At 51.6% G+C, this 12,948-nt stretch carries 7 protein-coding genes; 1 reads left to right on the plus strand and 6 read right to left on the minus strand.

Annotated elements, in window-relative coordinates; translation table 11 throughout:
- Nucleotides 1–69 precede the first annotated feature (69 nt).
- The 3 genes from AAHB90_RS00500 to AAHB90_RS00510 form a co-directional block, all read right to left on the minus strand.
- Nucleotides 70–3,507, minus strand: a complete 3,438-nt coding sequence (locus tag AAHB90_RS00500) for a DUF1080 domain-containing protein (RefSeq protein ID WP_342082944.1) — start codon at nucleotides 3,505–3,507, stop codon at nucleotides 70–72.
- 50 nt (nucleotides 3,508–3,557) lie between these two features.
- On the minus strand, nucleotides 3,558–4,862 hold the full coding sequence (locus AAHB90_RS00505) for a Gfo/Idh/MocA family oxidoreductase (protein ID WP_342082945.1): 1,305 nt from the start codon (nucleotides 4,860–4,862) through the stop codon (nucleotides 3,558–3,560).
- A gap of 164 nt (nucleotides 4,863–5,026) precedes the next feature.
- Complete coding sequence (locus tag AAHB90_RS00510) at nucleotides 5,027–6,586, minus strand: acyl-CoA carboxylase subunit beta (RefSeq protein ID WP_342082946.1); 1,560 nt, start codon at nucleotides 6,584–6,586, stop codon at nucleotides 5,027–5,029.
- An 85-nt stretch (nucleotides 6,587–6,671) separates the two neighbouring features.
- Here AAHB90_RS00510 and porQ point away from each other — a divergent pair, with 85 nt between their 5' ends.
- Nucleotides 6,672–7,739 (plus strand): type IX secretion system protein PorQ, encoded by a 1,068-nt coding sequence (gene porQ, locus AAHB90_RS00515; RefSeq protein ID WP_342082947.1) that lies wholly within the window; start codon nucleotides 6,672–6,674, stop codon nucleotides 7,737–7,739.
- A gap of 137 nt (nucleotides 7,740–7,876) precedes the next feature.
- On the opposite strand, the gene AAHB90_RS00520 is transcribed toward porQ, so the two are convergent.
- From AAHB90_RS00520 to clpB, 3 genes are all read right to left on the minus strand, one after another.
- Nucleotides 7,877–9,382: an ATP-binding cassette domain-containing protein gene (locus tag AAHB90_RS00520; RefSeq protein ID WP_342082948.1), complete on the minus strand. Its 1,506-nt coding sequence runs from the start codon at nucleotides 9,380–9,382 to the stop codon at nucleotides 7,877–7,879.
- Nucleotides 9,383–9,496: 114 nt separating this feature from the next.
- On the minus strand, nucleotides 9,497–10,048 hold the full coding sequence (locus tag AAHB90_RS00525) for a type 1 glutamine amidotransferase domain-containing protein (RefSeq protein WP_342082949.1): 552 nt from the start codon (nucleotides 10,046–10,048) through the stop codon (nucleotides 9,497–9,499).
- Nucleotides 10,049–10,261: 213 nt separating this feature from the next.
- On the minus strand, nucleotides 10,262–12,865 hold the full coding sequence (gene clpB / locus AAHB90_RS00530) for an ATP-dependent chaperone ClpB (RefSeq protein ID WP_342082950.1): 2,604 nt from the start codon (nucleotides 12,863–12,865) through the stop codon (nucleotides 10,262–10,264).
- Between the last annotated feature and the right edge of the window lie 83 nt (nucleotides 12,866–12,948).

Here is a 12,948-nt window from a genome sequence, read left to right on the forward strand (position 1 = left end):
GTTTCAGTATAATTTTGTACTAAATGTACGAAAATAAAAGTGCCCCGCAATCTTCGCGGGGCATTTTTATCACTTTTTCTTCTTAGCTTTTTTCTTTCCTGTCTCAACCGGCTCGGGAGCCATTTTGGTCAGGTCTTTAACGCGGATATTCCTGAATTTCAGTTCGGAGCCGTGGCCCAGGAATCCGAGGTGCCCACTCGTTCTTTTCAACCCCGGGTGGTCTTTATGGTCGGCCGTGCCGTTCTTGCTGGCCTCGGCGAGATCGCCGTCGAGGATAACCGTGCCGTTCAGGGTTACTTTAATTTTCGAGCCCTGCACGCGTACTTCTTCGTAGTTCCATTCGCCAACCGGTTTCAGATAGCCCCTTTTGGCAGGAATAATGCCATATGCCGAGCCGTGGTACTGGTATTCATGCAGGTCCTTATAGATATCGGCGTCATTGTCCAGGATCTGGATTTCAGTACCGACGTAGGCGGCGTCGCCTTCCATGGGTGTCCGGATGCCCAGACCATTGTTGGCTCCCGGCGTAAGCTGGAACTCGAAGCGGAAATCAAAGTCGCTGTATTCATCTTTCGTGTACAGGTTACCTTTGCCGCCCTTTTTAGGGTCAACGACGAGCTCACCGTTCTGGATGAAATAGTCGGTCTTGTTGCCAACCCACTCAAACATATTGGTGCCGTCAAACAATACTTTGAAGTCGTCTTTCTGCTCGGCTTCCGGCAATGTAAATTCCGGACGGGGGATTTCGCGGACGTAAATGTCGCGGTAATGGATTTCGTTTCCGTGCGCCTGTAATTCAAGTTGCTCTTGGGCAAAAATCGGCAGGTTACGGTCCCAGTAGTTTTCCAGCACCACATTGTCTACTACATTCTCTCCGTTCAGGTCGACCGATACGCGGTCGCCGATCATGGTAATATGGAAGGTGTTCCATTCGCCGATCGCATTATCGGCTACTTTGGAAGGCTTGCTTGGGTTTTTCTGGTTATTATAAAGCCCTCCCGAGCCCACCTGCGCACCTACGCTCACACGTGAGGTATCCCAGATCTGCACCTGGGGCGTGCCGCGAAGGTAAATGCCCGCGTCACCGTCCTTCTGGATCTTCCAATCGACGTACATTTCAAAATCACCGTATTGTTTCACCGTGCAGAGGTTATCGCCATGACCCGAGAAAACGAGTTCGCCGTCTTTGGCAAACCAATCCTTGAATGCTGCTTCATCTGCTTTTTTCTGCTTGAAAGCCAGCGAGTCGGCGCTCATTTTGCGGCGGGCGATCGGATTCTGTACCAACCCTTTCCATCCGGCAAGGTCTTTACCGTTGAACAACGAAACGAAGCCTTCGTCGGCAGGCATTTCTGCCAGATGCTTGCGGATCGATTCTCTCTGATAATCGGCGTCCTGGCCTTTCAGGATGGGAGCTGCTTTGGTCAAAAGCTCGCGGATTTCAGCACTGTACAGGTTTTTATTGGATAATGCAATGCTCATAACTGCTTGCGCCGCTGCTTGCTGCGTGGCCGGGTTGTCCAGGTATTTGCCCGCCAGCAATAACGCATTGAAAGTCCGGTTTCTTCCCAATTCTTTCAAAATCGCATCTTTCTGAGCATCTGTTTTGGCGATAGCGAGTGCTTCGCGAAGCATGATTACTTTATTGGCCGCTGTCTTACCGGATTTTGCCGTTGCCCCTACATAGCCCATCAATGCTGAGTTGAAATCGTCGGCGTCATTGGTACTCCGCGCAATGGCAAGCAATTCCTTGGCCGCGCTCGCATCTGCCCATGCCGAAAGTGCCGCAATAGCCGATTTCTTTTGGATCGCGTCGCCTTTGGTGGAAGCTTCCACTACCGAAGCCAATGCTTTTTTGCCACCGATGCTCGCCAGTATCGCAAGATAGTTGCCTTGTTTATCAGCAGGAGAAGCCTGCATTTGTTTCAAAACAGCTTCTGTCTGACTGTTCGTATCGCCGGTTTCCTTGATAGCCGCACTGATCGCCTGCTGCGTGGCTATGACCTCTTCGGCGGTGTTGACACCATTCAATAGTGCATACAATTGAGGTAGGTCGTTGCCGGTAGCTAGCGATTTCAACGCATTGAATACTGCTTTCCTCACTTCCGGGTTCGTGCTCTTCAATTGGGCCGAAACGACCGGTAGCTTGGAACTGGCCGAACGCGCCGCCAGCACATCAATCAACGCCGCCTGTGCAGGTGCAGGGAGGGTAGGGACTGCCGTTGCTACCTGGTCGACCAGCGAAGCGCCTTTGATGGTCAACAGGCTGTTTTTTACCGTTGCGATCTCATCTGCATTAGCAGTTTTCAAAACTGGGATCAGCTTTGCAACGCTGTTTTCCTGGCCTATTCTGCCGGCTGCCCAAATCGCCGCTGTCCTGACTTTGCTATCCTTAGAGGAAAGCGCTTTCAATACTACCGGCAATGCATCTTTCGATTCTGCACGGCCGAGCATCGTAATGATCTCCGCCCGAACGGTTGGATTGGCCTTTTTGAATGCATTCAGCCACGGGGTAGTGCCATCGGCCATGAGGTATTTCTGTCCGAGTTTCAACGCCGCGGCACGATATTGAGCGTCGGTGCTTTGCAATGCGCTTACCAGCACAGGCACGGATTCCCTCTTTTTGATATCCGAATAAATCTTCAATGCCGCAGAGCGTGTCGCGGATTGCTTCACTTCGGGCGTTGCTTTGATCAGCGCGAGAGCGGCTTTTTCGGCCGGGGCATTATTGCCGTTTGCGGCCAGGTGCGCAAGGTATTTGAGGTAAACTGCGGTGGCATCCGATTCGTCGTAGCCGAAGGATGCCTTTTGCGCGGCTCCCACCAGAATGCTTTCCGACGAAGGGGCACCAATTTCAGAAAGTGCGTACAGGCTCACCTTTCGTAGGTTCAACTCGGAGCTGGCTGCGGTTTTTTCGATAGCAGGCGCAGCTTCTTTATAATGAGCACCACCCAGCGCCTCTGTAATAGCGAGTTGCGCGCTTCCACCGGCATTACCCAGTGCCTGCAGCAACGCAGCACCTGCTGCCGGTGTGCCAATGCGCGACAATGTCCGTGCGGCAGGTTGCGAAAGTCTTTCGTCTTTAAGGTAACCTTTTAAAACTTCCACCGATTCGTCCTTACCTACTGTTTGAAGCTGGTAAATGAGGAAATTTTTGCTGTCAGGGTCATTTACTTTGGACAATGCTTCGCTATAAGCCTCCGCGGCATCCTTCCGTAATGCCTCCTTGCCAGCCTGCGAAGCATAGTAGGTAAATCCGCCCAAAGCGAACTGGATTTTGGTATTATCTCCCTTACCAAGCGGCGTGAGCATGGACGCGATCTGCACCAGGCCGGGCTTACCAAGCTGTGCGAGTTCCTCCATGTTTTTCTTCAATGCCGCCTCGTTCTGAGAAGGAAATTTTGACAAGACCGCCTTGACTTTGGCATCAAGCGAATTGTCGGTTTGGGCCATCAGCTGAGAACTTGCCAGACAGAGGGCCAGAATAGGGTATAGTCTTTTTTTCATCGGATATGCCGGTGCTGTGAGCCGCAGCTTGCAGCTTAGCTGTTAGGTTCTTAAATGGTCCAAGGAGCGCGCATAGGCTGGTTGATCAGCCGGTTTGCACCTTCGTCGTCGACAAATTCCTGCTTGTCAGGATCGAATTTCAGCGAGCGGCCCAGGCGCAGTGCGATGAGGCCCATATTGACGATCGTACAGGAGCGGTGACCGTTTTCTTCGTTCAGTGCGAATTTCTTACGGTTTTTAACGGCGTCCACAAAGTCCGTAACCTGCGGTTCCGGATCGGGGAATGCGGCGAGTTTCTTTTCCAGATCAGGGATATCCGATTTAAAATTAGGATACAACTTGCCTTTCGGACCTTCAATGTATGCGACCTTCTCGTCTTTGGCTTCACCGTCGAGCACGATCTGGCAGCCATCGGCGTAGGTGTAGGTAATGCGGCGCCAGGTACCAACAGCTTCGGTATGCTGCTGAGGCGCATCTACTTCCACGCTCACCGGGCTGGTATCGTCTTTGCCGAGGAAATACTGAATGGGGTCGATGTAATGCTGGCCCATATCGCCGAGACCGCCGCCATCGTAATCCCAGTATCCGCGGAATGTCTGGTGCACGCGGTGCTCGCTGTATGGTTTGTAAGGAGCTGGTCCGAGCCACATATCATAGTCGAGTTCGGCCGGTACCGATTGAGGGGCATTGTTTGTTTTACCTACCCAATAAAATTTCCAGTCGAAGCCGGTATGCTTGCTCACAGTCACTTTCAACGGCCAGCCGAGCAAGCCGCTCTGAACGAGCTTTTTAATGGGCTTAACAGTGGTATTCATTCCGTAGAAATTGCTTTCAAAACGGAACCAGGTATTAAGGCGGAAAACCCTTCCGTGCTGCTGGACGGCCTCTACAAGGCGCTTTCCTTCACCGATTGTACGGGTCATAGGTTTTTCGCACCAAACGTCCTTGCCGGCACGGGCAGCGTCGGCGGCGATGATGCCGTGCCAATGCGGAGGGGTTGCCACGTGCACGATATCCACTTCGGGAAGCTGGATCAGTTCGCGGTAGTCAGAAAAGGTTTTTACGCCCTTTTCCACCATGTTGACGGCAATGTCGAGGTGTTTTTTATCCACATCACACAATGCAACCACTTTGGTGCCTGCGTAAGGGATGTGGCCGCGGCCCATGGAGCCTGTGCCGACGATGGCTTTCGTGAGCGTGTCGCTTGGAGCGAGGTAACCCTTCCCCAGCACATGACGGGGAACGATCGAAAACGTAGCCAGCGTCGCAAGCGAGCCTTTGATAAAGCTCCTTCGCGAGGGGCTCCCTCCGGAGGCGCTTTCCCGGGACGCGGAAGTTCCTTTCTCTTCTTTCATTCGTTAAGGTTCTTTAGGAAAAAATGATGGTTAAGTGCTGGTGAAATTATGACAATATTCAGAAGGCGCCAAAGCATTCCCCGGCATTCCCCGATATTAATTGGGTAATGCTTCGGAATCCACTGTAAAATGGTGCAAAATGGCCAATACGCTCTGCGTGCTCGTTACAATGGAATATTGCCGTGCTTCTTTTTGGGCAAAACAGCAACCTTGTTTTCGAGCATTTCGAAGGCCCGGATGAGCTTCGCGCGGGTTTGATCGGGATATATCACCTCATCGATATAGCCCCGGTGCGCAGCGCGGTAGGGATTGGCAAATTTGGTCGTGTATTCATCCACTTTCTCTTTCAATTTCCCCGCCGGGTTTTCAGCCTGCGCGATCTCGCGTTTGAAAATGATTTCAGCCGCACCGCTCGCGCCCATCACGGCGATTTCGGCGGAAGGCCACGCGAAGTTCAGATCCGCCCCAATATGTTTGGAGTTCATTACATCATAGGCGCCCCCGTACGCTTTGCGCGTGATCACCGTAATGCGCGGAACAGTGGCTTCGCAGAATGCATACAGCAGTTTTGCTCCGTTACTGATGATGGCGTTCCACTCCTGATCGGTACCGGGCAGGAATCCGGGAACATCTTCCAAAACCAGCAACGGGATGTTGAAACAATCGCAAAACCGTACAAATCTTGCTGCTTTCTGGCTTGCGTGAATGTCGAGAACGCCTGCCAGCACGGCAGGTTGGTTAGCTACAATGCCGATACTGCGGCCTGCGATGCGTGAGAAGCCGACAACGATATTTTCGGCGAAATTTTCGTGTACTTCAAAAAAGCTGTCGGGATCGGAGAGTTCTGCAATCACTTCCCGCATGTCGTAAGGCTGGTTGGCATTCTCGGGAATGAGGGTATTCAGTGCGGGACGGAGCTCGTCGCCGGCCGTGTAGGGATACCGCGGTGCGTCGTCCTCGCAGTTTTGGGGCATGTAACTCAACAATTTCTTGATAGACAGCAGGCATTCCACCTCGTTAGCCGAAACGAAATGGGTTACGCCCGATTTGGTAGCGTGCGTCATTGCGCCGCCCAGTTCTTCGGATGTTACTTCTTCGTGCGTCACCGTCTTGACGACGTTTGGGCCCGTTACAAACATGTAGCTGGTATTTTCGACCATTAAAATGAAGTCAGTGATCGCAGGTGAATATACGGCACCGCCGGCGCAGGGGCCCATTACGGCCGAGATTTGCGGGATTACCCCGGACGCCAATGTGTTTTTATAAAAAATATCCGCATAACCTGCCAGCGAGAGTACACCTTCCTGAATGCGGGCCCCGCCCGAGTCGTTCAGGCCGATGAGTGGTGCGCCGTTTTTCATAGCCAGGTCCATCAGCTTGCAGATTTTCTCGGCATGTGTTTCCGAAAGCGACCCGCCGAAAACCGTGAAATCCTGCGCGAATACATATACCAGCCGACCATTGATTTTGCCGTAACCGGTTACGACGCCGTCGCCCAGGTAATGCTCTTTGTCCAGCCCGAAATCTTTGCTGCGGTGCATTACAAACCGGCCTATTTCTTCGAAAGAACCTTTGTCGAGCAATATGGAAATGCGTTCGCGGGCTGTGAGTTTGCCTTTTGCGTGTTGCGCCTGGATCCTGTTTTCGCCACCACCCAGTTCAGCCTCAGCATTTTTTTGGTCTAAAAGTTCTTTTTTTGAAACGGCAGCTGATCGGGATTCCATGTAATGCGGGGATATGGTTACATTTGTTGGTGAACGGTTATAAATATAATTGCATTTTAATGATTCGGGAAATTATTGGATGTTTATGAGGTCGACAGGCTGCGGTTTGCTTTTCCTGATTACATGGCTTTGTTCGCCGTGGAATGTGTCGTTCGCACAGGTTACAGGTGGTCGCACCCGTCTCGATTTCCTTCAATTGCCTACCCAGGCGCGTAGTACTGCATTGGGTTCCAATCACATCACCGCCCAGGGGAACGACCCTGCACTGTTCCTCCAAAACCCTGCATTACTCGATTCGGCGAAGATCAATAATGTGTCGCTGAACCTGATGCCATACCTGGCGGATACCAAGTTCGTGAATATGGGGTATGCCAACCGCGTACGTAAGACCGGCGGCATTTGGGCCATCGGGCTGCAATACCTGAACTACGGAACGATGGAGGAAACCGATGATGTCGGCAATGTGGTAGGAGAGTTCCGTGCGGCCGATTACGGACTTTCCGCAGGATATGGGCATACGCTCGGCGCATTTACATTAGGCGCGACCGCTAAATTCGTAGGCGCATCGATTGAAAGTTACCAGACCTGGGGAATGGCCTTCGACTGGGGCGTTACGTTCCGGCACCCGCGTGAAGATCTCACGATTGGTTTCGTTGCTAAAAACTTCGGGTTTTTAAAACAGAATTTTCATGGAGGCAACACGCCGGTACTGCCGCTGGATATCCGGGTGGGAGTAACTTTCAAACCCCAATATATGCCGGTAAGGGTGTCGCTGACGGCCCATCATTTGAATCGTTTCGATATGGTTTACAATGATCCCAACTTGTTTTATACCTACGATATCAACGGAACTAAACTTCCTAAAAAGGTTGGTGTTGCCGAAAAGCTGGGTCGGCATTTGTCACTTGGGGCGGAAATACTGGCACATCCCAATTTCCGGATCCTGCTGGGATATGATCATTTGAAAAGGCAGGAGCTTCGCCTGGTAAACCGTGGCGCATTAGCCGGCTTTTCCTTTGGTGCGTGGTTGCGCATCAAGCGGTTCGAGATTGGCTACGGCCGGGCGCAATATGTGCCGGGTTTTGGCAGCAGTTCGATTTCGATCGTGATGAATCTAAAAAACGGGTTCGCTAGGGAACGTGGTCGGGAGTAGTTATTTGTAGTCAGGAGTGGTCATGAATAGTCTCATTTCTCTCAAGGTCAACCAGAACAATTTCTGATAATACCTAACTACACTTGACAATACCTGACTACACCTGACAACACCTGACCACACTTGACAACCCCTGACTATACCTGCCGCTCCACAACCTTCCCCTTTTCGAGTTTGAGATAATGCGTCACACAGCTGGGAATCTCATTCGGGTAATGCGAAACGTAGATCAATGTCCGCTGGTCGGTATCGCAAATCGCATTCACAACCGATTTAAAATAGTCGATCGCGTCGGCATCCAGTCCCTGGCACGGCTCGTCGAGAATGAGCAATGGTGGGTTTTTAACCAAAGCCCGCGCCAGCAATACCATCCTTTGCTGGCCTTTTGATAGTTGAGAAAAGTCTTTGTCGATCAGTTCATGCACGTGAAGCAGTTCGGCTACCTCGTGTACGCGCTCGATCTGAGTTGCGGTGAGTTTTTTAAAGAAAACGCCGGTAGCGTCGAAAAAGCCGGATGCAATGGTTTTGAAAACTGTCGTATTTCTCGGGAAATATAAATGCAGCTCCGGCGAAACGTGCCCGATCTTTTGCTTGATGTCCCAAATCGATGCGCCAGCGCCTCCCCGCTTTTGATCGAACAGGTCATAATCATTCGCAAAACGCTGCGGATTATCCGCTGTGATAATGCTTAGCAAAGTTGATTTGCCTGAGCCATTAGGGCCGGATAAGGCCCATTTTTCTCCCTTAGCGATTTTCCAGCTGACACCGTCAAGAATTTGGTCTTCGCCATATTTAACCCGGACATTTCGCAAATCCAGGGCATTTTGAAAGTCAGTAAATTCGGGATGACCGAAATGTGCCAGTTTCTGCGGGTCGGGCTGCGGGAAATGCGGGATATGGGGTCCGGCTGTTTTAAACTGTGCCACAGGTTTTTTGCTCATTACTTTACCGGCTTCGAGTTCCAGTACGTCTGTAATGCAAGGGGGGATTTCGGTGGCCGTGGTCGCCATGACTACCGTTACACCCTGTTTGGTCAGTTCTGTCAACGCATTGCGCAGCACTTCCCGGGAATGCACGTCGAGGCCGCTGAATGCATTGTCGAGCATTAGCACCTTCGGTTTTTTTAGCAGTGATTTCGCCAGCAGCATTCTTCTCGTTTCACCATTAGAAAGCGTTACAAACGGATGGTCGAGCAGGTGGGAAATGGATAACAGCCCAGATACCCGAGCCAATTCCTCATCACTTACTTTGGATGGCGGGAGTGTCACAGACTTATCGTCGACGGTCCCCACCGGCCTCAGCTGGTCGGTCAGGATCGCACGCACGCTGGGTGCGCGCTCGGATTCGTACGCATGGAAGCGTTGCTGATAGTATTCAGCGCCGGCACTCACGATGCGGTTGAAGGAGTAGTCGTTCGATACAAGTTCGATATTCTCGCGGACAGGAGTTGTCCATTCGTAGGTGATTTTACCGGATAGCACTGGCCATTTTCCGGCTATTATTTCCAACAGCACCGATTTTCCCGAGCCGTTCGGGCCCACTATCGCCCAGTTTTTTCTTTGTTCAATATTCCAGTTGATTTCAGAGAGGACTGTTGATTCGTATTTGCGGACGGATACGTTTTGAAGCGAAATGAGTGTCATGCGAAAACCAGGTAATGAAAGGGCAAATACCAAAATTTTAGCTTTAAAAGGAAACAAAAAGAGCATCCGTTGCGGGATGCTCGTGCTAAGCGTTTGAATCTGTGGCTGGTGCGGTTAATGATGCAATTCCATATTGAATTCCTTAATCATCGTGTCGACAAAAGCCGAAAGATCGTCGGTTGTGCGGCTGGTGATGAGGCCGTTGTTGGTCACCACTTCCTGGTCCACCCATATCGCGCCGGCATTTTCCAGATCATGCCGGATGGCGGCATAAGAGGTAAGCGTGCGGCCCAGTACCACGTCGGCATCGATCAGGATTTGCGGGCCGTGGCAAATTGCAGCCACCGGTTTCCCTGCAAAAAAGAACGAGCGGACAAAGTCAACCGCCTTTTGATTAACCCTCAATGCATCGAGGCCCATCACCCCGCCCGGAAGCAGGAGCGCGTCGTAATATTCGGGACGCGCCATATCGAGCGGAACGTCGACGTGGTGGTTCTCGCCCCAATCCAGATGACTCCATCCTTTGACAACGTCCTTGTTTGGTGAAATGACGTGGGTTGTCGCTCCACATTGGTTTAGGACTTTTCTGGGGCAGGTCATTTCCACCTGCTCAAATCCATCGGCAACCAGTATCGCGATTTTGATTGAATTCAGTGATTGTTCCATGGATTTAGGTGTAGATTAGAATATTAGATTATATGAGCAATTAATTGTACAAAAACTATGCCAAAAAAATGCTTCATGGTTGGGTCGAGCACGCGGTTGACCGGCGATGCATAGCTTCCACAACGTGGGAATGGAGCATGTGGCAATTCGCAATTTGGGGAAAACAAAAAGAGCGGCACTGCTGCCGCTCTCTGTATTAGCATTTTTCCGCGATTAGATCTCTACGCCTCCGACGTTTTCGAAGACCAGCTCACCTTTTGCGTCGAGCTCCATCATGATCACGGCATCCTTCGCAACTTGTCCGCTGAGAATGCCTTTCGACAATTCGTTCAGGATTCTTCTTTGAAGTACCCGTTTCAGCGGACGTGCACCGAATGCCGGATCGAAACCATCTTCACCGAGCTTGGTAAGCGCTTCGTCGGTTGCATCGAGCGTGATACCCTGCTCTTTCAGCATGTTTTGGATGCCTTTGAACTGAATATCCACGATTTTGCGGATGTTCTTCATAGTCAGTGGTTCAAAGAGTACGATCTCGTCGATACGGTTGAGGAACTCGGGCCTTACCGACGCTTTCAGCAGATCCAATACCGCCTGTTTGGCCTCCTCGATGATCAGCGTGTGGTTCCATCCCTCATCTTCCGCAAATTTCTCCTGGATAATGTGGCTGCCAATGTTCGACGTCATGATGATGATCGTGTTCTTGAAATTCGCAACACGGCCTTTGTTATCGGTCAACCGGCCTTCGTCCAGCACTTGCAGCAGTATATTCCACACATCCGGGTGCGCTTTTTCGATCTCGTCGAGCAGGATCACGCTGTAAGGTTTGCGCCGTACAGCTTCCGTGAGCTGGCCGCCCTCGTCGTAACCCACATATCCCGGAGGCGCTCCCACGAGCCGGCTTACCGCGTGGCGTTCCTGGTATTCGCTCATATCGATGCGCACCATGGCATTCTCGTCGTTGAAGAGGTATTCTGCCAATGTTTTCGCGAGCTCGGTTTTACCTACCCCGGTGGGACCCAGGAAGAGGAAGCTGCCAATCGGCCGTTTTGCGTCCTGCAAACCTGCGCGGCTGCGGCGTACGGCGTCGGAAACGACTTCTATCGCCTCGTCCTGACCCGCCACGCGCTGGTGCAGGTGCTCTTCGAGTTGCAGTAGCTTCTCGCGGTCGCTTTGCAGCATTTTGCTGACAGGGATACCCGTCCATTTGGCGACTACTTCGGCAATATCTTCCGGCGTGATCTCTTCCTGCATTAAGCTTTCCGCGTTTTCGGATTTTTGCAGCTCTTCCAATTTGGTCTGAACCTCGGGAATGCGTCCGTAGCGGATCTCGGCTACCTTGCCAAAGTCGCCTGCGCGTTCGGCCTGTTCTGCTTCCAGGCGCAACTGTTCACTTTGTTCTTTCAGCGAACGTACCTCGTTTACCTTACCCTTTTCATTTTCCCACTGGGCTTTCAGGGCATTGCGCTGCTCGCTGAGGTCGGCTATTTCTTTATTCAGAACCGTTTCCTTGTCCTTGTTATGCTCGCGGCGGATCGCCTCGCGTTCGATTTCGAGCTGCATGATCCGGCGGTTCAGTTCATCGAGTTCTTCGGGAACGCTGTCCATTTCCAAACGGAGTTTGGATGCAGCCTCGTCCATCAGGTCAATGGCCTTGTCGGGGAGGAAACGGTCGCTGATATAGCGGTTCGAAAGCTCTACCGCCGCGATTACCGCGTCGTCCTGAATGCGGACACCGTGGTGTAACTCATATTTTTCCTTAATACCCCTCAGAATGCTGATAGCGTCGGGAATATTAGGCTCGTCCACCATCACGGCCTGGAACCGGCGCTCCAAAGCCTTGTCCTTCTCCATATACTTCTGGTATTCTTTCAGCGTGGTAGCGCCAATTGCGTGCAGCTCACCCCGCGCCAATGCCGGTTTCAACAGGTTAGCGGCATCCATTGCACTCTCGCCACCGCCACCGGCGCCTATCAGCGTGTGGATCTCGTCAATAAAGAGCACGATCTCGCCTTCCGAGTCTGTTACCTCTTTAATGACCGCTTTTAGCCTTTCTTCAAATTCACCTTTGTATTTCGCACCTGCGATCAGCAAACCCATATCGAGCGATACAATCGTTTTCGATTTCAGGTTTTCGGGAACGTCGCCCTGCACGATCCGCTGTGCAAGGCCCTCCACGATGGCGGTTTTACCCACACCCGGCTCACCGAGCAGGATCGGGTTGTTTTTGGTACGGCGGCTGAGAATTTGCAGCACCCGCCTGATTTCTTCGTCGCGGCCGATCACCGGGTCGATTTTGCCGGCTTTGGCCAATTCATTCAAGTTTTTGCTGTACCGTTCCAGGGAGCGGTACTTGGCTTCTGCGTTTTGATCTTTCACAGGGTTATTCTTTCCTCTAAGTTCTTTGATTGCATTGATCAGTTCCTTTTCATTGAATCCCAGCTCTTTCATCATGTTGGCTGTGGAATCTTTTCCGCTGAATATACCCAGTATCAGCAATTCGATGCTGATGAATTCGTCGCCGAATTCTTTCAGGTAATTCTGTGCCTTGCCACTGGCTGCGGCCATATCGTTGCCCAGATAGGGCTGTCCTCCGCTCACGCGCGGGTAACCGTCCAATATCTTTTGCAAACGGTTGTTGAGTACGTCCGCGCTGATATTGAGCTTATTCAGTAAAAATAACGACGTATTCGGGTCTTCCTCCAAAATAGATTTCAACACGTGCCCCGTCTCGATAGCCTGCTGCTGGTTGCCCTGGGCCATCTGGGCTGCGTGCTGGATCACCTCCTGCGCCTTAATGGTGTATTGGTTAAAGTTCATGGCGTCAATCGCTTTGTTAATGATATAACGCAATGTGAAAAAGGCTGTGCCGATCTGCTAAATCGGAAATTTTGTCTCAAAAG

Source organism: Dyadobacter sp. OTU695, assembly GCF_038440355.1.
GTDB lineage: Bacteria > Bacteroidota > Bacteroidia > Cytophagales > Spirosomataceae > Dyadobacter.

Coding starts and splice junctions, on each gene's coding strand:
- AAHB90_RS00525 (WP_342082949.1), bottom strand. CDS start 10,048: ATGGAACAATCACTGAATTCAATCAAAATCGCGATACTGGTTGCCGAT.
- clpB (WP_342082950.1), bottom strand. CDS start 12,865: ATGAACTTTAACCAATACACCATTAAGGCGCAGGAGGTGATCCAGCAC.
- AAHB90_RS00520 (WP_342082948.1), bottom strand. CDS start 9,382: ATGACACTCATTTCGCTTCAAAACGTATCCGTCCGCAAATACGAATCA.
- porQ (WP_342082947.1), top strand. CDS start 6,672: ATGAGGTCGACAGGCTGCGGTTTGCTTTTCCTGATTACATGGCTTTGT.
- AAHB90_RS00510 (WP_342082946.1), bottom strand. CDS start 6,586: ATGGAATCCCGATCAGCTGCCGTTTCAAAAAAAGAACTTTTAGACCAA.
- AAHB90_RS00500 (WP_342082944.1), bottom strand. CDS start 3,507: ATGAAAAAAAGACTATACCCTATTCTGGCCCTCTGTCTGGCAAGTTCT.
- AAHB90_RS00505 (WP_342082945.1), bottom strand. CDS start 4,862: ATGAAAGAAGAGAAAGGAACTTCCGCGTCCCGGGAAAGCGCCTCCGGA.